Here is a 19,084-nt window from a genome sequence, read left to right as displayed (position 1 = left end):
CTTATCCACAGCCGGCGCAAAAAGAAAAACACCGGTCAAGCTGTGGATAATTGGGCGTGTGGGGGTATAGAATGCGCAGTCTTATTTCATGGATTCAGGCAAAGGCGGGGACGTGTCCGAGGAGCTTTGGCATCGCTGTTTGACGCGGCTGGAGGACGAATTGCCTTCGCAGCAATTCAATATGTGGATCCGACCGCTGCAGGTGTCGGCGTCCGCGGACGGGGGAGAAATGACCCTGTTCGCGCCCAATCGCTTCGTGGTCGACTGGGTTCGCGACAAATACCTGGAACGCATCGGCGAGGTGCTGGGCGAGTTGCAATCCGGTCCCCTGCCCCAGGTGCGTCTGGAAGTGGGCAGTTCCCGGTCCCGCCCGGCGCCGCCGGCCCAGCCCTCCGCCCCTTCACCGGAGCGGCGTGCCACGCCGTCGGTGGAGCCGCGCCCGCGGGCGGTCTCTCCGGAGCTGGGGGGCGCCGCCAAGCACCGCAGCAACCTCAATTCCAGCTTCACGTTCGTCACCTTCGTGGAAGGCAAGTCGAACCGCATGGCCAGCGCGGCGGCCCAGCAGGTCGCCGAGAACCCGGCCAGCCACGGCTACAACCCCCTTCTACTTTATGGCGGTGTGGGGCTCGGTAAGACCCACCTGATGCACGCGGTGGGCAATGAGCTGCTGCGGCGCAATCCCAACGCCAAGGTGGTCTATCTGCACAGCGAGCGGTTCGTGGCGGATATGATTTCGGCGCTCCGCAACAAGACCATCAACGAGTTCAAGCGTTTCTACCGGTCGGTGGACGCGCTGCTGATCGATGATATTCAGTTTTTTGCGGGTAAGGAGCAGTCCCAGGAGGAGTTCTTCCATACCTTCAACGCCCTGTTGGAAAACGGCCAGCAGATCATTCTGACCTGCGACAAGTTTCCCAAGGAAGTGGACGGCCTGGAAGAGCGTCTCAAGAGCCGGTTCGGTTGGGGGCTCTCCCAGCCGCTGGAACCGCCGGAGCTGGAGACCCGGGTGGCGATCCTCAAAAAGAAGGCCGAGGAAGCCCGGGTGGAGCTGCCCAACGACGCGGCCTTCTTTATCGCCCAGCGCATCCGTTCCAACGTACGCGAGCTGGAGGGCGCCCTGCGCCGGGTGATCGCCCATGTGCGCTTCACCGGTGCCCAGATCGACATCGGTCTGATCAAGGAGGCGCTCAAGGACCTGATTGCCTTGCAGGCCCGGCAGATCAGTATCGACAATATCCAGCGGACCGTGGCGGAATACTACAAAATCAAGGTGCCGGACCTGCATTCACCGCGACGCACCCGGTCCGTGGCCCGGCCTCGCCAGGTAGCGATGGCCCTGTCCAAGGAATTGACCAGTCACAGCCTGCCGGAGATCGGGGAAAGTTTTGGCGGCCGTGACCACACCACCGTGCTGCACGCCTGCCGCAAGGTGGCGGAATTGCGGGAATCCAACCCGGAAATAGAAGAAGATTACCAGAACCTCCTGAGGACCCTGACGTCCTGACGGATCCACTGATAACGGGAAAGCGAGACATGAAATTCTCCATCAACCGTGAACAACTGCTCAAGCCGCTGCAGCAGGTGGCCGCGGTGGTCGAAAAACGCCAGACGTTGCCGGTCCTGTCCAATGTGCTCATGGAAGTGGGAGACGGTCAGCTTTCCCTGACCGGTACCGATCTTGAACTGGAGCTGGTGGCCCGGTTGCCGCTGGAAGGCGAGCACCAGGGTGGGGAAACCACGGTACCCGCCCGCAAGCTGGTGGACATCGCCAAGAGCCTGCCGGCGGAGGCGGACATCCGCTTTGAGATGGACGGCGAGCGCATGCTGGTGCGCTCCGGCCGCAGCCGCTTCTCCCTGACCACCCTGCCCGCGTCCGAGTTTCCCAACCAGGACGAGGACAACGCCGGCTCGGTGCTGGAGATCGCCCCGTCCGCCCTGCGCGACCTGATCGACCACACCGCCTTCTCCATGGCCCAGCAGGACGTGCGTTACTACCTCAACGGCATGTTGTTCGAGCTGCGCCCGGGCATGCTGCGGGCGGTGTCCACCGACGGCCACCGGCTGGCCCTGTGCGACGCCGCCATGGAAGGCCAGAGCGAGGAAGCCTCGGTGATCCTGCCGCGCAAGGGCGTGATGGAGCTGGCCCGCATTCTGTCCGACGCCGGGGAGAACGTGCGCCTGACCCTGGGTCGCAATCATGTACGGATCGTAGCGGGCTCCATTACCTTTACCTCCAAACTGGTGGACGGCAAGTTCCCCGAGTACGAGCGGGTGATTCCCAAGGACGGCTCCCGCGTGGTGCTGGCCGACCGGGAAACCCTGCGCCAGGCCCTGGCCCGGGTGGCGATTCTTTCCAACGAGAAGTACCGCGGCGTGCGAGTGCAGCTCTCCGAGGGCAGCCTGCGTATCGTCGCCAATAACCCGGAGCAGGAAGAAGCGGAGGAAGAAGTGTCCGTGGATTTCGACGGCGGCCCCCTGGAGATCGGCTTCAACGTCAGCTATCTGCTGGACGTGCTGAATACCATGGACGGCACCCAGGCCCGGCTGGAACTGGGCGACAGCAACAGCAGTGCCCTGGTCACCGATCCGGAGCACGAGGCGGCCCTTTATGTGGTCATGCCCATGCGTCTCTGATTTTCTCATTACCCGGCCCGGCGGCTCCGCCGGGCCGTTGCTCCCCTTCTCTTCGCCCTCGCCCCTGCCCCGTTCATGCTGACCGATCTGCGACTGACCGACTTCCGTAATTATCGGGAAGCCGAGCTGGCTCCCGCGCCCGGCCTGAATCTGATTTTTGGCGATAACGGCAGCGGCAAGACCAGTCTTCTGGAAGCGATTTATTTTATCGGCAGCGGCGGCCGTTCGTTTCGTGGTGGCCGTCTGTCGCGGCTGGTGCGGGACGGCGCTCCGGCGGCCACGCTGTTCGCGCGGGTGGCCCAGGGGGAGCATGAGCACCGGCTGGGCGTGCGCCGCTCCCCGTCCGGCATCGACTCCCTGAAATTGAACGGCGCCACCCCGGGGGCACTCAGTGACGTGGCCGCCCTGCTGCCGGTGTTGGCGTTGCATCCCCAGTCGGTGGAGCTGGTCTTCGGGGCGTCCGCTCTGCGCCGGCGATTCGTGGACTGGGGAATGTTCCACGTGGAACATTCTTTCCTTCCCGCCTGGAAGGAAGCGAACACGGCCCTGAAACATCGCAATGCCCTGCTCCGCAGCCGCCGGATCAGCCCCCGGGAGCTGACATACTGGGACCAGAAACTGGCGGCGACTTCTGGTAGTATTGAAGGGTTACGCAGTGGGTATTTGCAGCGTTTGAAGGTGGAATGGAAAGCGGTCCTCGCACTGCTGGCGCCGGAGTTGAAAGGTGACCTGACGCTGCAGACCGGCCTTCGGGATGGGGAGTCCTATCTGGACGCTCTGACCCGCACCCGCGAAGACGATCTGCGTCGCGGGTTCACCCAAACCGGGTTTCATCGCTCGGAGCTGAAGATCACCGTGGGCGGCACCCTGGCCCGGGATCGGGTATCCCGTGGGCAGGCCAAGATACTGGCCTATGGCCTGATGCTGGCCCAGCTGCCGCTGATCGCGGCGGCGGGGAAAGTCTGCACCCTGCTGGTGGATGATCTGGGCTCGGAGCTGGATCAGGACCATCGGGCGACCCTGCTGGCTTTTCTGGCCCAAGGCACGCACCAAACATTAATTACCGCGGTGGACCGGGAGCAACTGGGCCCCGCGGTGGTGGAAACGGGCGAAGCGGCAAGAATGTTCCACGTGGAACATGGCCGTGTTCGACGGATATCGGACGACCCATAGGATTAGGACATGGCGGAGAAAAACTACGATTCATCCAGCATCAAGGTGCTCAAAGGTCTGGATGCGGTTCGTAAACGTCCCGGTATGTACATCGGTGACACCGACGATGGCACCGGTTTGCACCACATGGTCTTCGAAATCGTGGATAACTCCATCGACGAAGCGTTGGCCGGCCATTGCTCGGAGATCAAGGTAATCATCCACCCGGATGAGTCCGTCTCCGTGTCGGACAACGGTCGGGGCATCCCCGTGGACATGCACCCCGAGGAGGGTGTGAGCGCCGCCCAGGTGATCATGACCGTGCTGCACGCCGGGGGTAAGTTCGACGATAACTCCTATAAGGTGTCCGGCGGTCTGCACGGCGTGGGGGTTTCCGTGGTGAACGCCCTCTCCGAGCACTTGAAGCTGACTATCCGCCGCCATGGCAACGTCTACGAGCAGACCTATCATCACGGCGTGCCGCAGAAGGACCTGGATGTGGTGGGCAGCACCGACAGCACCGGCACCGCCGTGCATTTCCGCCCGTCCCCGGAGACCTTCACCAACATCAAGTTTCACTACGATATCCTCGCCAAACGCCTGCGGGAGCTGAGTTTCCTGAATTCCGGCGTGCGCATTCATCTGATGGACGAGCGCAGCGGCGATGAGGACGTATTCCAGTACGACGGCGGCCTGAGCGCCTTTGTCAGCTACCTGAACCAGAGCAAAAGCGCCCTCAATGAGGTGTTCCACTTCCAGATCGACCGGGAAGACGGTATTGGCGTGGAAGTGGCCATGCAGTGGAATGATTCCTACCAGGAAAACATCTTCTGCTTCACCAACAACATTCCCCAGCGGGATGGCGGCACCCACCTGGCCGGCTTCCGCGCCGCCCTCACCCGCAGCCTGAACAACTACATGGACAAGGAAGGCTTCCTCAAGAAGGAAAAAGCCAACCCGTCCGGGGACGATGCCCGGGAAGGCCTGACCGCGGTGATCTCCGTGAAGGTGCCGGACCCCAAATTCTCCAGCCAGACCAAGGACAAGCTGGTCTCCTCCGAGGTGAAGACCGCGGTGGAGCAGACCATGTCCGAGCGGTTCCAGGACTACCTGCTGGAACACCCTGGCGAGGCCAAGATGATCGTGCAGAAGATCATCGACGCCGCCCGCGCCCGGGATGCGGCCCGTAAAGCCCGGGAAATGACCCGTCGTAAGGGCGCCCTGGATATCGCCGGCCTGCCCGGCAAGCTGGCGGACTGCCAGGAGAAGGACCCGGCGCTGTCCGAACTGTACATCGTGGAGGGTGACTCCGCGGGCGGTTCCGCCAAACAGGGCCGTGACCGCAAGTACCAGGCCATCCTGCCGCTCAAGGGCAAGATCCTGAACGTGGAGAAGGCGCGGTTCGACAAGATGCTGTCCTCCCAGGAGGTAGCTACCCTGATTACCGCGCTCGGGTGCGGCATCGGTCGCGACGAGTACAACGCGGACAAACTGCGCTACCACCGCATCATCATCATGACCGATGCGGACGTGGACGGCTCCCACATCCGCACGCTGCTGCTGACCTTCTTCTTCCGCCAGATGCCGGAGATGATCGAGCGCGGCCACATCTATATCGCCCAGCCGCCTCTGTACAAGGTGAAAAAGGGCAAGCAGGAAACCTACATCAAGGATGACCCGGCCCTGGAGGACTACCTCACCACCCTGGCGCTGGACAAGGCCGCGCTCTATCCCGGTGACGGCGCGCCGCCGGTCAGCGGCGAGCCCCTGGCCAAGCTGATCGCGGAATACCGGCAGGTGATGCGCATCGTCGAGCGCCAGTCCCGGGTGTTCCCGGCGGTGGTGCTGGAGCAGATGATCTATATGGGCTCCCTGGACGAACAGCGATTGTCCGACCGGGCCGCCATGGATGAGTGGTGTCAGCGCCTGGGTGCCCGGGTGGACGCCCTCACCGACGCCACCCAGAGCTTCACGGTGAGCGCCGAGGAAGACAAGGAGCGGGGTCTATTCCTGCCACGTGTGCAAGTCATCGCTCACGGCCTGCCCCGCGAATACCGGGTCTCCCTGGAGTTCCTGCAGTCGCCGGACTACGAACGCATCAAGCACCTGGGGGAAACCCTGGAAGGTCTGCTGGCCGAGGACGCGGCGGTGGAACGGGGGGAAACCCGCCGACCGATTCGCCACTTCGCCGATGCCCTGAGCTGGCTGATGCAACAGGCCCGTCGCGGCACCAGTGTGCAGCGCTATAAAGGGCTGGGTGAGATGAACGCGGACCAGCTGTGGGAAACCACCATGGACCCGGAATCCCGGCGCATGCTGCAGGTGACGGTGGAGGATGCCATCGCCGCCGACCAGATCTTCACCACCCTGATGGGCGATGACGTGGACCCGCGTCGTCGGTTCATTGAGTCCAACGCGCTGCAGGTGTCCAACCTGGATATCTGATCGACCGGAAGGGACGCGCGACCGGCGGGGCCGGTCGCGCCGAACAAGGCGGGCTTAAACCTCGTAGTCTTCCAGCTTGGCGCCCTGCTCCACGGCTTCGCGCAGCCACACCGGGCGTTTGCCACGGCCGGTCCAGGTCTGGGAGCTGTCCTTCGGATTGCGGTATTTGATCTTGGCCGGCTTACGCACGCCCGCTTTCTTCTTGCGGGTGGTGGATTTGCGTGCCGTGGTCTTCTTCTTGCGACCCTTGTTCTCTTCCAGCAGATCGTCAACGGAAACGCCCAGATCCTTGGCGATCTTGTTGATTTCCGCCTGGGCGTTCTTCACCGCTTCCATGCGTTTTTTCTCGAGCTTGCGCTCCGCCTGGCGGATCAGTTTTTCCAGATCGGCGACGGAGTAATCATCCAAATTAATGGTCATTTCGGGTGTTCCTTAACGGTAGCGACGAACATGATTTATAAGCGGCTATCGCGGCCGACTGTAAGTATTATCCCGGGAAAACGCAATTAGGGCGTTGTATTTTTGTTTAACCGTCCCGGATAGTGATAAATAATCCACTGTTCGGCGGCGGCGGTCACGGTTTTTGCGTCCTTGCCATCGGTATTAATCACCGGACTGATACGCAGGGTGATTTCACCGGGAAAGCGCAACCAGGAGCGGGCCGGCCAGCAGTCACCACTGTTGTGCGCCATGGCCACCACCGGTACGCCGGCGCGGCAGGCCAGCAAAGCGCCGCCGTGATTAAAATGACCGAGCGTGCCCGGTGATTGCCGGGAACCTTCCGGGTAAATGACCACCGGAATACCTTCGTGCAGACGCGCCGTGCCCTGGCTGAGCAGGGCCTTCAAGGCCGCCCTGCCCTTGCCCCGGTCGATGCGGATCGGCCGCAGCAACGCCAGCCCCCAGCCAAAGAACGGTAACCACAACAATTCCCGTTTCAGCACCGTGGCCTGGGGGGAAATCAACAGTTGTAAAAAGAAGGTTTCCCAACTGCTCTGGTGGTTGGCCAGTACCACGAAGCCGCCCGCCGGCAAATGTTCGCGGCCCTCGACGCGGACCCGCACGCCGTTCAGATGGCGCAGCAACAGGATGGAAAAGCCGGTCCACAGATTCACGAAACGGTAACGTTTATGAAACGGTAAAAATGGCCCGATCAGCACGCAGAAAAAGCTGTGAATGACGCCGGCCAGGTTATAGAGAATAAAAAACAACACACTGCGAATGACGATGCCCGGAGTGGCGCGGCGAGCGCCGGCGGGTGGGTTCATGAAGCATCCTTGAGAAACTGATCGACAAAGCGGGCCAGGGAGTCATACACCGCCACCGGGCCCAGGTCTTCGGGCAGGCCCTTGTCCAGGGTGCGCCGGCCCTTGCCGGTGAGCACCAGGACCGGGCGGCAGCTCCGGGCAACCCCGGCCTGCAGGTCCCTGAGACTATCACCAACCAGGGGCACCCCGGCCACCTCGCCATAATCGGCAACAATTTGGTCGATCAGCCCGGCGGCGGGTTTGCGGCAGTCGCAGCCGTCGTCCGGGCCATGGGGGCAGACGTAGATGCCGTCCAGGTGGGCGCCGGCCTGCGCGAGATGGCCGACCATACGAGCGTGAATGGCCTCCAGGGTGGCGGCGTCGAACAAGCCGCGCGCCAGCCCGGATTGGTTGGTGGCCACCACCACCCGGTAGCCGGCCCGGTTGAGCCGGGCGATGGCGTCCGCGCTGCCGGGCAGCGGCTGCCATTCGTCCGGTGTTTTGATGTAGGCGTCGGAGTCTTCGTTAATGACGCCGTCGCGATCGAGAATAATCAGCTTATTGGTCATGGCGGCGAGTATACCAGCCGGGCCCCGCCGCGGCGCCGCTCGCTGATCAGGCCATGGTATCGACGATCCCGCCTTCCACGCGCAGGGCGGCGCCGGTGGTGGCGGAGGCCTGCGGCGACGCCAGATAGACCACCATATTGGCCACTTCCTCCACGTCGGCGACCCGTTGAATAATGGAGCTGGGACGGTTTTCCTTCACGAAGCGTTCTTCCATCTCCTGCTCGGACAGCCCTTTTTCCTCGGCCATTTCATGCAGCATTTTGCCCACGCCTTCGGAGCGGGTGGGCCCGGGCAGCACCGCGTTGACCGTCACGTTGGTGCCGCTGAGCACCTTGGCCAGGCCCCGGGAGATGGACTGCACGGCGGTCTTGGTCATGCCGTAGTGGACCATTTCGGTGGGAATATTGAGCGCCGATTCGCTGGACAGGAACAGCACCCGGCCCCAGTCCCGTTGTTTCATACCCTGGGCGTAGTGGCGGGACAGGCGTACCGCGCTCATCACATTAACCTGGAAAAACTGCTCCCAGTCTTCGTCGGGAATATCGAAAAACGGCGTGGGCCGGAAAATCCCCACGTTATTGACCAGAATATCCGCTTGCGGATGGGCGTCGATCAACGCCTGGCACCCTTCGGCGGTGCCCAGGTCCGCTTCCACGCCGTGGGCGGTAACGTCGGGAAGGTCGGCCTTGAGCCGCTCGATGGCCTGATCCACGCGCTGGCGGGTGCGGCCGGTGATCACCACCTCGGCGCCGGCGGCCGCCAGGCCCTGGACGATGCCGAAGCCGATGCCCGCGGTGGACCCGGAAACAATGGCTTTCTTGCCGGACAGATCAATACGCATGCTGACACTCCCTTGTTGCTGTCGGTGGCTTGCTGCTGTCGGTGCACTCGACGACGAGTGCGTCTCCCTGTCTAGTGGCGACGGCCATCGGCGATCTCAAGAGCGGCCGGGCAGACCCAGCATATCCGCCAGGCTCAGATCCGTGTCTTCCTCGATCAGCTGAAGGTGGGCTTCCAGATCCCGCAGGTGGCGGTCGTTCTCGCGTTGGGCGCCGGCCACGTCGCCGGCTTCCAGACAATCCACCACCCGCCCGTGCTCATCGTGTTCGCAGGTGGCGTTGCCCGGTGGCTGAAACAGGGCCACCACCAGGCAGCAGCGGGAAATGATTTCCGACAGATAGCGATGCAGCATGGGGTTGCGGGACAACTCCCCCAACCGCAAATGAAAGGCGCTGGCCAGGCCCGCCCACTCGGTCTGGGCGTAACGGTGCATGGCGTTCTGTTCCTTGCGCAACTGGCGGCGCAGGGAGGCGTAATCGGCGCGGCTGGCGTGGGCGGCCACCAGCGGCAGCACCGCCGCTTCCAGGGCCCGGCGGGCCTCGAACAGCTTGCCCACCTCCTCGCGGCTGGGCATGGCGACGATGGCGCTGCGGTTGGGCCGCAGTTCCACGATGTGGTCGTGGGCAAGCCGCTGCAGCACTTTCTGAACCAGGGTCCGGCCCACGCCGAACAGTTCGCACAGGGCGGCTTCCGGCAGGCGGGTGCCCGGTTTGAGCCGTTGTTCCATGACCCGGTCGACGATGGCGGCGTAGATCCGCTGCTCCTTGTCGGCGGGCTTTTCACGGGCCGCCGGCGCCTGGCCGGCCAGGGCCTGGGGGCGGACCTTGGGGCGGCCCCGGCCCTTGGGGGCGGTAGCGTTCATAGAAACAGACCGTCCATGTGGTCGCAGATGGCGCCGGGGGTGGTCAGCCACAGCGCGTCCCGGTGCGCGGCGATATGGGTCAGGGCCCGGCGCAGATGCCGCAGCCGGTAGGGTTGCCCCATCAAATACGGGTGCAGGGCGATGCCCATCACCAGCGGCTGCCGTTCCGACTGCGTCAGCATCTCGTCGAACTGATCCACGATCATATCGGCGAACGCCCGGGCGTCCAGCTTGCGGGCGATGATCATCGGAATGTCGTTCACCTCCTGGGGATAAGGGATCGCCCAGAGCCCGCGCCCGTCGCGGGTGCGCATGCGCACCGGCTGATCGTCATGGCACCAGTTCAGGGTATAGCGGTAGCCGGTTTCCGCCAGCAGGTCCGGGGTGCGCCGGGATTCGCCGATCCACGGCGACAGCCAGCCGGACGGGGCGGTACCGGAGGCCGCCGCCATGCGCTCGCGGCAATGTTCCAGCAAGGCTTTTTCCTGCTCCTCCTCCAGCGTTCCCTGGTAGGTGGCGTTGCTGTGGCCGTGGGCGATCAGTTCGTCGCCACGGGCGGCGCAGGCGTCCAGCAGTTCCGGGCAGTGATCGTAGAGCGCCGTGTTGGCGATGGTGCCGGCGGGCAGGCCCAGGGCGTCGAACAGTTCCAGGCAGCGCCAGGCACCCACCCGGTTGCCGTACTCCCGCCAGGCGTAGTTGAGCACGTCCGGCTCGGCGAACCGGGCGCCGAGCTGGGCGCCCATGCCCTCGCCGAAGGCGAAGTGTTCCAGGTTGAATCCCAGGTACACCGCCAGCCGCTTGCCGCCGGGCCAGTGATAGTCCGGGCGCTGCTCGATGCCCTGGTAATCGAAGCGGCCGTGGTCGGCCAAGGGGGCGAAGGGCTGTGTTTCGTTCATGAGGCGTCCTGGGCCAGGCCGGCGCGGATCAGCAGCCATTCGGCGCTGTCGTTCCACACGTCCATTTCGGTAATCCGTCCGTCGCGGACCAGGTACCGGTCCACATAACGGTTGCCTTCAAAAGGCGTGCCGTCCGGCCATTCCCCATACAGGGTGCCGATGTTGTAAACCACCGCCCGCGCCAGGGTGCCGCCGGCCACCACCTCGGTGGCCTCGAAGCGCTTCTTCACCCAGCCGTAGCGGTGGCGATTAAAGGCCGTGCATTCCGCCGGGTCGGTCATGGACCGGTTGCCGGTAAAGCGGATCACCAGGTCCGGCGCCACGAATTGGCGGGCGGTGTCCGGGTCCGGTTTCATGAGGATGGTCAGATAGGTATCGATCAGGGCGGCGGGGTCGCGAATCGGTGTGTCGCTGTTCCACTCTGGTGCGTTGTCCATGGTCGGATCTCCTTCTTGCCCCTTGCCTGTGCGCGCCGAACCCGTGGGCCGGTGGCGATCCGGGGCCCGTTCCGGGGCGCCGGGCGGCGGTATGAATCCGCCGCGATCCGGGGATTTTTTGTCGACAATTAAAGGTTTAAGTGACGCCAGAAATTAAAGCAATTTACGTGCCCGATAGCTGAAATCCGCAACATGGCACGGGCTTTGCGTTGTCGGTGGAGCGGATCGGCTGCAGGCGCCGCGCTCCGTTCCATCCCAACACCTGAAGGGGGAATCCCATGTTGCGTATCTCTCGCGTTTTAATGGCCGCCGCGCTCACCGCGCTGCTGGCCGTGCTGCCGTGGCGCGCCGCCGTGGCGGCGGAGCCGGTGAAGATCGGCCTGATCACCGCCCTGTCCGGGCAGTCGGCCCTGGCCGGCCAGGCCATCTCCCGTGGCGTGCAACTGGCCATCGACGAAATCAACGCCGGCGGCGGCGTGCTCGACGGCCGCGAACTGGTGCTGGTGCGCCGAGACGACGAGTCCAACCCGGCCAAAGGCGTGGTGGCTGCCCGCGAACTGATCCACAAGGAGAAGGTGGCGGTGCTGTTCGGCGGGCTCGACACGCCGGTGGCGCTGGCCATCGTGCCGCTGGCCAACCAGGCGAAGATGCCCTTCATGGATCCCTGGGCGGCGGGCACGCCGATCACCAAGAACGGCGCCGATCCCAACTTCGCGTTCCGGGTGTCCGCCATGGACGAGTTGGTGGACGTGGCCATGGTGGAGTACGCCCAGAAAACCTTCGGCTCGGAAAAATTCGGCCTGCTGATGATCAACAACCCCTGGGGTGAGTCCAACCACAAGGGTCTGGTGGCGGCGCTGGACGCCAAGGGCATGAAGCCCGCCGGCAGTGAAAAATTCGACGGCGACGCCATCGACGTGGTGCCGCAGCTCACCCGCCTGCGCGACGCCGGCGCCGATACCATTGCCCTGGTGGGCAACGTGGGCCCCTCCGCCCAGGTGGTGAAATCCCTGCGCCGCATGGGCTGGGACGTGCCGATCGTGTCCCATTGGGGCCCCGCCGGTGGTCGCTTCACCGAGCTGGCCGGTCCCGGCGCCGAGAAAGTCCATTTCGTGCAGACCTACAGCTTCTTCGGCGACCAGTCCGAAGTGGGCAAAAAGGTGATCGCCGCGCTGAAGGACAAGTACGACGACATCAACGGCCCGCAGGACATCACCCCGGCGGTGGGCGTGGCCAACGCCTATGACGCCATGCACCTGACCGCGCTGGCCATTGAAAACGCCGGTTCCACCGACGGCGACGCCATCCGCGAGGGCTATTACCAGATCGGCACCTACCCGGGCCTGATCAAAACCTACCAAAGCCCGTTCTCCAAGGAACAGCACGACGCCCTGGGCCCGCAGGATTATGTGTGGGCGCAATTCATCGACAACCGCATCGTGCCGGTTGGGCTGAGCGACTGACGGAAACACTATGGACACGCAGCTGGTATCGGCGCTGATCAGTGGCCTGGGCATGGGCAGCATGTACGGTCTCATGGCCCTGGGCTTCTACATCACCTTCGCGGTCTCGGGCACGGTGAACTTCGCCCAGGGCAGCTCGATGATGCTGGGGGCGGTGCTGTGCTACACCTTCGCCCAGACCCTGGACTGGCCCATCGGGCTGGCGGTGCCGGCGGCGCTGGCGCTGTGCGCGGTGTACGGCCTGCTGGTGGAGCGTTTGGCGGTACGGCCGTTCGTGCGCCGTGGTTCCGATGCCTGGCTGATGTCCACGGTGGCCCTGGGCATCGTGCTCGATAACGTGGTGATGCACACCTTCGGCAAGGAGCCGCGCAGCCTGCCCTCTTCCCTGGCGGTGTCGCCGGTGGAAGTGGGCGGGCTGGGCCTGAGCGTGTACCCGCTGCAATTGATCATTCCGCTGGTGGGGCTGGCGCTGGCCGCCGCCCTGCATCTGGTGGCGCGCCGCACCCGCTGGGGCAGCGCCCTGCTGGCCACCAGCCAGAACCGCGACGCCGCCCGGCTGATGGGCATCCCCATCGGCCGCGCGGTGGCCGGCGCCTTCGCCCTGTCCACGGTGCTGGCCGGGGTGGCCGGCATGATGATCGCGCCACTGGCCAACGTGAACTCGGACATGGGCACCCTGTTCGGCCTGAAAGCCTTTTCCGTGGCCATCCTGGGCGGCATCACCAGCGCCTGGGGGGTGATGATCGCCGGTCTGCTGTTCGGCGTGGCGGAAAGCGTGATCACCATGACCCTGGGTTCCGGCTACACCCACATCATCACCTTCGGGCTGGTGATCGTGGCGCTGGCCCTGCGGCCCAACGGCCTGTTCGGCCGCGCGGAGGTGAAAAAGGTATGAAGCGCCTGTCGATTCCGGCCGGCCTGGCGGTGCTGGTCGCCGCCCTGGTGATGGTCTTTTTTCTCAACAGCTACTACGTCTACGTGCTGGCCAACGTGGCGCTGATCGCCATTGTCGGCGTGGGCCTCAACGTGCTGCTCGGGCTCACCGGCCAGATCTCCTTCGGCCATGTGGGTTTCTACGCCATCGGCGCTTATACGGTGGCGATTCTTACCAGCCAGGCGGGCTGGTCGTTCTGGCCGGCCTGGCTGGCCGGCGCTTTGGTGGCCACCGTGGCCGGCCTGGTTCTGGCCCTGCCCGCCCTGCGCGTGAAAGGGCCCTACCTGGCCATGGTCACCATCGCGTTCAGCTTTATCGTCCAGCACGCCATCATCGAGATGGAAGGGCTCACCGGTGGCCAGAACGGCATCATGGGCATCGCCGCGCCCTCCTTGGGCGCGGACTGGAGCATCGAACAAACCGTGGCGGTGCTGGCGCTGCTCACCCTGGCCGCGTCGCTGGTCGCCTATACGCTGCTGGCTCGGGGCACCTGGGGCGCCGCCATGCGCGCGGTAAAGGACAGCGAAACCGCCGCCGAGTCGGTGGGCCTGGGGCCGCTGGTAATCAAGACCGTGGCGTTCATGGTGTCGGCCGGTCTGGCCGGCCTGGCCGGTGGCCTGTTCGCGCCGCTGGCCGGCTTCGTGACGCCGGACACCTTCAGCTTTATGCAGTCGATCCTGTTCGTGCTGGTGGTGATCGTGGGCGGTGCCGGCTCGGTGATCGGGCCGGTGATCGGCGCCGCCATCCTCGGCATGCTGCCGGAACTGCTGGCCACCCTGGAAGCCTACCGGCTGCTGTTCTTCGGCGGCCTGCTGCTGGTGGTGTTGCTGGTGGCGCCGAATGGTCTGATCGGCCTGGGCGCGGACCTGCTGGCGCGGCTGCGCACCGGCGGCGGTGTGAGCCGAACCCGGGCGGCGGCGGTCGCCGCCGGTCTCGCGCTTTCCGAACGGCGGCGCCAGGGGCTGCGTCTTAATGGACTGAGCATGACCTTCGGCGGGGTGCGCGCGGTCAGCGACCTGACCATGGAGGTGCCGGCGGCGGCGGTGACCAGCCTGATTGGCCCCAACGGCGCCGGCAAGACCACGGTGCTGAACATGGTGAGCGGCTTCTACCCGCCCACCGCCGGCCACTTCGCCCTCGGTGAGCGCACCCTGGGCGCCGGCCGGGCGTTCCGCATCGCCCGCCACGGCGTGGCCCGCACCTATCAGACCTCCCAGTTGTTCGACACCCTGTCGGTGGCCGACAACGTGGCCCTGGCCGCCTGCCGGGGCCGGCTCGGCAACCTGCTCGGCGCGCGCCGCTACCTGTCCAAAGCGGCACGGCAACGGGCCGCCGGTCTGTTGGCGTTCTGCGGCTATCAGGGCCCGCTGGACGTGCCCGCCTCGCAACTGCCCCATGTGGACCGGCGGCTGGTGGAGATCGCCCGCGCCCTGGCCACCGATCCGGACGCGCTGCTGCTGGACGAACCGGCGGCGGGCCTGTCCCGGGAAGACACCGACCGGCTGGCGGCGCTGCTGCGCGCCATCGCCGACGCCGGCGTGGCGGTGATGGTGGTGGAGCACGATATGGAACTGGTGATGCGGGTGTCCGATCAGGTGGTGGTGCTGGACACCGGCCGTCTGCTGGCCGCCGGCAAACCGGAGCAGGTACGCGCCGACCCGGCGGTGCGCCGCGCCTACCTGGGCGAGGATCTGGATGAAGCGCGGCCGGTGGCGGAACGGCCGCCACGCACCGGTCCGGAATGGCTGGGCGTCAACAAGCTGGTGGCCGGCTACGGCGCCGAACCGGTGCTGCACGGCATCAGCCTGAAGGTGCGCCAGGGAGAAATGGTGGCGCTACTGGGCGCCAACGGCGCCGGCAAATCCACCCTGATGCGTGCTCTGGCCGGGCTGCATCCGGTGCAGGCCGGCGGTGTGCACCTGGACGGCCAGGCACTGGAAAAAATGCCCGCCGAGGCCATCGTGCGCCAGGGCCTGGTGCTGGTGCCGGAGGGGCGTCAGGTGTTTGCGGAGCTGTCGGTGCAGGACAACATTCGGCTGGGTGCCTTCCTGTGTCCGGCGGACCGGGAGACGCGGCTGGAGGAAATGTTCGAGCGCTTCCCGCGGCTGCGCGAGCGGCGCCATCAGCGCGCCGGGCTGTTGTCCGGCGGCGAGCAGCAGATGCTGGCGGTGGCGCGGGGGCTGATGAGCAAGCCCCGGGTGCTGCTGCTGGACGAGCCGTCCCTGGGGCTGGCGCCGAAGATCATCGACGAGCTGTTCGCGGCGCTGGATCAATTGCGTCGGGAGAACATGACCATCGTGCTGGTGGACCAGATGGCGGCGCTGGCCCTGTCCCTGGCGGACCGCGCCTATGTCATCGAAGGCGGCCGGGTAATGGCCGAGGGCAGCGCCCGGGACATCGCCGCCAGCCCGGAGCTGGCGGACGCCTACCTGGGGGCTTCTACTCCTGCAGCAGGCTGATGTCGGCCACGTTCAGGAACAGATCGCGCAGGAAGCTGAGCAGGGCCAGGCGGTTGCCCCGCACCGCCGGGTCCTCGGCCATCACCATGACGGTGTCGAAGAAGGCGTCCACCGGCTCGCGCAGTTCCGCCAGCAGGGCCAGCACCGCCTCGTAGTCGCCGGCCTCCAGCAGCGGCTCGCTGCGTTCGTAGGCGTTGACCACCAGATCGGTGAGGGTCTGTTCCGCTTCGTCTTCCAGCAGGGCGCCGTCGATTTCCTCCGGCGGTGCCTCTTCCAGCTTGGCGAGAATATTGGACACGCGCTTGTTGGCGGCGGCCAGGGCGGCGGCTTCTTCCCGTTGCTGGAAGGCGGCCACGGCTTTCACCCGGCGGTCGAAGTCCAGCGGCCGGCGGCAGGCCTCGTCGATGGCCAGCACCGACAGGATCACCGGAGTGGCGATGCCCTGCTCCTGGTACATGGCCCGGTAGCGGCCCTTCACGAATTCGAACGCCTCGTCCACCTGGCCGGCGTCGATGCGGCCTTCCAGCTGCGCCGCCGCCTGTGCCAGCAGGTCGCGCAGATCCAGATCCAGACCGCCTTCGATGATGATGCGAAGAATGCCCAGGGTGGCCCGGCGCAGGGCGTAGGGGTCCTTGGTGCCGCTGGGGGTCTGGCCGATGCCGAAGATGCCCACCAGGGTGTCGATCTTGTCCGCCAGGGACACCGCCTGGCCGGTTTTGGTGTGCGGCAGGCTGTCCCCGGCGAAGCGCGGCAGGTACTGCTCGTGCAGGGCCTCCGCCAGTTCCTCCGGCAGCCCTTCGTTGCGGGCCAGGTAGTAGCCCATGATGCCCTGCATGGTGTCGAACTCGTAGACCATCTCGCTGTTGAGATCGGCCTTGCAGAGCGCGCCGGCGCGGCGCGCCAGTTGCTCGTCGCCACCAATATGACCAGCGATCACGCCGGCCAGGGCACCGATACGCTCGCATTTGTCGGCGAGCGTACCGAGCCGCTGCTGGAACACCACCTGGGCCAGGCCCTGGGCGTGTTGTTCCAGCGGCTTGCGGCAGTCGTTGTCGTAGAAGAAGGCGGCGTCCGCCAGACGCGGGCGGATCACCTTCTCGTTACCGGCGATCACCTGTTTGGGATCGCGGGACTCGATGTTGCTGATGGTGATGAAGGTGGGGGTCAGCTTGCCGTCCGCGTCCAGCACCGAGAAGTACTTCTGGTGCTCTTCCATGGCGCTGATCAGCGCCTCCTGGGGCACGCGCAGGAAGTCCTCGTCGAAGCGGCCGGCCAGGGCCACCGGCCATTCCACCAGGGCGGTGACCTCGTTGAGCAGGTCGTCGTCGATGCGCGCTTCACCGCCGGCGTCGCGGCCGGCCTTCTCCGCCTGCTGGCGGATCAGTTCCCGGCGGCGGGCGAAGTCGGCGATTACCTTGCCGTCCTGTTCCAGGCGGGTGGCGTAGTCACCCGCCTCGGCCAGCTCGATGGCGTCCGGCGCGTGGAAGCGATGGCCGTAGGAAGCGCGGCCGGCTTTCTGATCCAGCAGCTCGAACTCGATCACCTCGCTGCCGAACAGGGCCACCAGCCAATGGGCGGGGCGCACGAACTGCACCTTGCGGCGGCCCCAGCGCATGCGCTTGGGAATCGGCAGCTTGTTTACCGCCTGGGTGACGAAGTCCGGCACCAGCTCGGTGACCGCGCGGCCGGATTCCTCCAGCCGGGCGAACAGGCGCTCGCCCTTGTCGGTCTGCTGGCGGTCCAGCTGGTCCACGGTCAGGCCCACGGAGGCGGCGAAACCCTCGGCGGCCTTGGTGGGGTTGCCGTCCTGATCGAAGGCGGCCTGCACCGCCGGGCCCAGACGCTCCACCTGACGATCCGGCTGGCGGGCGTCCAGGTCGCGCACCAGCACCGCCAGACGGCGCGGCGCGGCGAAGCTTTCCACGGCCCCGTGGCCGAGGCCGGCGTCGTCGAGCTGGCGCACCAGCTCCTCGGTGAGGGCGGCGCTCAGGGCCGGCAGGGCCTTGGGCGGCAGTTCCTCGGTACCCAGTTCGATCAACAGATCCCGTTGCTGGCTCATTGTTTGCCCCCCTTCTGTTTCTTCGCCGCCTTCTGATCCTGCTGCCGGAGTTGCGCTTCCACTTCCTCGCGGATGTCCGCGTCGGCCATCGGGAAGCCCAGCTTGCGGCGGGCATCGAAGTAGGCCTGGGCCACGGCCCGGGCCAGGGTACGCACGCGCAGAATGAAACGCTGGCGCTCGGTGACCGAGATCGCCTTGCGCGCGTCCAGCAGGTTGAAGGTGTGGGAGGCTTTTAGAACGTATTCATAGGCGGGCAGCGGCAGGCCCGCCTCGATCAGCTTGGTGGACTCCGCCTCGAACAGATCGAACTGCCCGAACAGCGCTTCCACATTGGCGTACTCGAAGTTGAAGGTGGACATCTCCACCTCGTTTTGCAGGAACACGTCGCCATAGGTGACGGTGCCGGACGGGCCCTTGGACCAGACCAGGTCGTAGACCGAATCCACGCCCTGGATGTACATGGCCAGCCGTTCCAGGCCGTAGGTGATCTCGCCGGTGACCGGGTAGCAGTCGATGCCGCCGACCTGCTGGAAGTAGGTGAACTGGGTCACCTCCATGCCGTTGAGCCACACTTCCCAGCCCAGGCCCCAGGCGCCCAGGGTGGGCGATTCCCAGTTGTCCTCGACGAAGCGGATGTCGTGGGTGAGCGGATCGAAGCCGAGCTGGCGCAGGGAATCCAGGTACAGCTCCTGGATGTTGTCCGGGGACGGTTTAAGCACCACCTGGAACTGGTAATAGTGCTGCAGCCGGTTCGGGTTCTCGCCGTAGCGGCCGTCGGTGGGCCGCCGGGAGGGCTGCACATAGGCGCTGTTCCAGTTCTCCGGGCCGATGGCGCGCAGGAAGGTGCTGGGGTGAAAGGTCCCCGCGCCCACTTCCATGTCCAGGGGCTGCACGACCACGCAGCCCTGTTGGGCCCAGTATTGCTGCAGGGCCAGAATCAGGCCCTGGAAGGTGCTTACGTCCGCTTGCGGTTGATCCGCCATGGTGATTCCCGTTGTTCGTTCCGATCGCCGAGCATTGAAAATGAGGGGGGCAAGTATAGCGTCCCCCAGGGGCCGGTGATACCGTGCTCCGGTTCTTCCGAGGA

At 65.4% G+C, this 19,084-nt stretch carries 16 protein-coding genes; 7 read left to right on the top strand and 9 right to left on the bottom strand.

Annotated elements, in window-relative coordinates:
* The first annotated feature begins 112 nt into the window (after window positions 1–112).
* The 4 genes from dnaA to gyrB all read left to right on the top strand — a co-directional run bounded on the left by dnaA (window position 113) and on the right by gyrB (window position 6,231).
* A complete protein-coding gene (gene dnaA, locus ACLD0W_RS05095; RefSeq protein ID WP_410306405.1) occupies window positions 113–1,504 on the top strand; it encodes a chromosomal replication initiator protein DnaA in 1,392 nt (463 codons plus the stop codon).
* 29 nt (window positions 1,505–1,533) lie between these two features.
* Window positions 1,534–2,634 (top strand): DNA polymerase III subunit beta, encoded by a 1,101-nt coding sequence (dnaN, locus tag ACLD0W_RS05090; protein WP_410306404.1) that lies wholly within the window; start codon window positions 1,534–1,536, stop codon window positions 2,632–2,634.
* A gap of 75 nt (window positions 2,635–2,709) precedes the next feature.
* Window positions 2,710–3,807 (top strand): DNA replication/repair protein RecF, encoded by a 1,098-nt coding sequence (gene recF, locus ACLD0W_RS05085; RefSeq protein WP_410306403.1) that lies wholly within the window; start codon window positions 2,710–2,712, stop codon window positions 3,805–3,807.
* A gap of 9 nt (window positions 3,808–3,816) precedes the next feature.
* Window positions 3,817–6,231 carry a DNA topoisomerase (ATP-hydrolyzing) subunit B gene (gene gyrB / locus ACLD0W_RS05080; RefSeq protein ID WP_410306402.1) on the top strand — a complete coding sequence of 805 codons (2,415 nt, stop codon included), beginning with the start codon at window positions 3,817–3,819 and terminating at the stop codon, window positions 6,229–6,231.
* Window positions 6,232–6,285: 54 nt separating this feature from the next.
* Here the strand turns inward: gyrB and ACLD0W_RS05075 are convergent, their stop codons facing one another.
* The 7 genes from ACLD0W_RS05075 to ACLD0W_RS05045 form a co-directional block, all read right to left on the bottom strand.
* Window positions 6,286–6,651: an H-NS family nucleoid-associated regulatory protein gene (locus tag ACLD0W_RS05075; RefSeq protein ID WP_410306401.1), complete on the bottom strand. Its 366-nt coding sequence runs from the start codon at window positions 6,649–6,651 to the stop codon at window positions 6,286–6,288.
* An 86-nt stretch (window positions 6,652–6,737) separates the two neighbouring features.
* Window positions 6,738–7,499 carry a lysophospholipid acyltransferase family protein gene (locus ACLD0W_RS05070; RefSeq protein WP_410306400.1) on the bottom strand — a complete coding sequence of 254 codons (762 nt, stop codon included), beginning with the start codon at window positions 7,497–7,499 and terminating at the stop codon, window positions 6,738–6,740.
* Complete coding sequence (gene gmhB, locus ACLD0W_RS05065) at window positions 7,496–8,047, bottom strand: D-glycero-beta-D-manno-heptose 1,7-bisphosphate 7-phosphatase (protein ID WP_410306399.1); 552 nt, start codon at window positions 8,045–8,047, stop codon at window positions 7,496–7,498. The genes ACLD0W_RS05070 and gmhB overlap by 4 nt, the downstream gene beginning before the upstream one ends.
* A 46-nt stretch (window positions 8,048–8,093) precedes the next feature.
* Entirely contained in the window at window positions 8,094–8,888 is a 795-nt protein-coding gene (locus ACLD0W_RS05060) for an SDR family NAD(P)-dependent oxidoreductase (RefSeq protein WP_410306398.1), read from the bottom strand.
* 96 nt (window positions 8,889–8,984) lie between these two features.
* A complete protein-coding gene (locus tag ACLD0W_RS05055) occupies window positions 8,985–9,749 on the bottom strand; it encodes a GntR family transcriptional regulator (protein WP_410306397.1) in 765 nt (254 codons plus the stop codon).
* On the bottom strand, window positions 9,746–10,645 hold the full coding sequence (locus ACLD0W_RS05050; protein ID WP_410306396.1) for a polysaccharide deacetylase family protein: 900 nt from the start codon (window positions 10,643–10,645) through the stop codon (window positions 9,746–9,748). The genes ACLD0W_RS05055 and ACLD0W_RS05050 overlap by 4 nt, the downstream gene beginning before the upstream one ends.
* Entirely contained in the window at window positions 10,642–11,082 is a 441-nt protein-coding gene (locus ACLD0W_RS05045; protein ID WP_410306395.1) for a nuclear transport factor 2 family protein, read from the bottom strand. Before ACLD0W_RS05045 ends, ACLD0W_RS05050 begins: the two co-directional genes overlap by 4 nt.
* A 278-nt stretch (window positions 11,083–11,360) precedes the next feature.
* Between ACLD0W_RS05045 and ACLD0W_RS05040 the strand changes: the two genes are divergently transcribed.
* Genes ACLD0W_RS05040 through ACLD0W_RS05030 form a run of 3 tightly spaced genes read left to right on the top strand, consistent with a single transcriptional unit; the run spans window position 11,361 to window position 15,938 of the window.
* Entirely contained in the window at window positions 11,361–12,545 is a 1,185-nt protein-coding gene (locus ACLD0W_RS05040; protein ID WP_410306394.1) for an ABC transporter substrate-binding protein, read from the top strand.
* A gap of 10 nt (window positions 12,546–12,555) precedes the next feature.
* Entirely contained in the window at window positions 12,556–13,440 is an 885-nt protein-coding gene (locus ACLD0W_RS05035; RefSeq protein ID WP_410306393.1) for a branched-chain amino acid ABC transporter permease, read from the top strand.
* A complete protein-coding gene (locus ACLD0W_RS05030) occupies window positions 13,437–15,938 on the top strand; it encodes an ATP-binding cassette domain-containing protein (RefSeq protein WP_410306392.1) in 2,502 nt (833 codons plus the stop codon). The genes ACLD0W_RS05035 and ACLD0W_RS05030 overlap by 4 nt, the downstream gene beginning before the upstream one ends.
* Here the strand turns inward: ACLD0W_RS05030 and glyS are convergent.
* Window positions 15,919–17,997: a glycine--tRNA ligase subunit beta gene (glyS, locus tag ACLD0W_RS05025; protein WP_410306391.1), complete on the bottom strand. Its 2,079-nt coding sequence runs from the start codon at window positions 17,995–17,997 to the stop codon at window positions 15,919–15,921. The two genes, ACLD0W_RS05030 and glyS, sit on opposite strands and share 20 nt — an antisense overlap.
* A complete protein-coding gene (gene glyQ, locus ACLD0W_RS05020; RefSeq protein WP_410306390.1) occupies window positions 17,994–18,980 on the bottom strand; it encodes a glycine--tRNA ligase subunit alpha in 987 nt (328 codons plus the stop codon). The genes glyS and glyQ overlap by 4 nt, the downstream gene beginning before the upstream one ends.
* Between the last annotated feature and the right edge of the window lie 104 nt (window positions 18,981–19,084).

It is taken from the genome of Alloalcanivorax sp. C16-1 (assembly GCF_046507805.1).
GTDB lineage: Bacteria > Pseudomonadota > Gammaproteobacteria > Pseudomonadales > Alcanivoracaceae > Alloalcanivorax.
Note: the sequence above shows the minus strand (reverse complement) of the source record. Positions and strands in the feature narration are given on the sequence as shown.

Bases quoted from the DNA above. Each gene is read 5' to 3' on its own strand.
- dnaN (WP_410306404.1), top strand. From the start codon at position 1,534: ATGAAATTCTCCATCAACCGTGAACAACTGCTCAAGCCGCTGCAGCAG.
- recF (WP_410306403.1), top strand. From the start codon at position 2,710: ATGCTGACCGATCTGCGACTGACCGACTTCCGTAATTATCGGGAAGCC.
- gyrB (WP_410306402.1), top strand. From the start codon at position 3,817: ATGGCGGAGAAAAACTACGATTCATCCAGCATCAAGGTGCTCAAAGGT.
- ACLD0W_RS05075 (WP_410306401.1), bottom strand. From the start codon at position 6,651: ATGACCATTAATTTGGATGATTACTCCGTCGCCGATCTGGAAAAACTG.
- ACLD0W_RS05070 (WP_410306400.1), bottom strand. From the start codon at position 7,499: ATGAACCCACCCGCCGGCGCTCGCCGCGCCACTCCGGGCATCGTCATT.
- gmhB (WP_410306399.1), bottom strand. From the start codon at position 8,047: ATGACCAATAAGCTGATTATTCTCGATCGCGACGGCGTCATTAACGAA.
- ACLD0W_RS05060 (WP_410306398.1), bottom strand. From the start codon at position 8,888: ATGCGTATTGATCTGTCCGGCAAGAAAGCCATTGTTTCCGGGTCCACC.
- ACLD0W_RS05055 (WP_410306397.1), bottom strand. From the start codon at position 9,749: ATGAACGCTACCGCCCCCAAGGGCCGGGGCCGCCCCAAGGTCCGCCCC.
- ACLD0W_RS05050 (WP_410306396.1), bottom strand. From the start codon at position 10,645: ATGAACGAAACACAGCCCTTCGCCCCCTTGGCCGACCACGGCCGCTTC.
- ACLD0W_RS05045 (WP_410306395.1), bottom strand. From the start codon at position 11,082: ATGGACAACGCACCAGAGTGGAACAGCGACACACCGATTCGCGACCCC.
- ACLD0W_RS05040 (WP_410306394.1), top strand. From the start codon at position 11,361: ATGTTGCGTATCTCTCGCGTTTTAATGGCCGCCGCGCTCACCGCGCTG.
- ACLD0W_RS05035 (WP_410306393.1), top strand. From the start codon at position 12,556: ATGGACACGCAGCTGGTATCGGCGCTGATCAGTGGCCTGGGCATGGGC.
- ACLD0W_RS05030 (WP_410306392.1), top strand. From the start codon at position 13,437: ATGAAGCGCCTGTCGATTCCGGCCGGCCTGGCGGTGCTGGTCGCCGCC.
- glyS (WP_410306391.1), bottom strand. From the start codon at position 17,997: ATGAGCCAGCAACGGGATCTGTTGATCGAACTGGGTACCGAGGAACTG.
- glyQ (WP_410306390.1), bottom strand. From the start codon at position 18,980: ATGGCGGATCAACCGCAAGCGGACGTAAGCACCTTCCAGGGCCTGATT.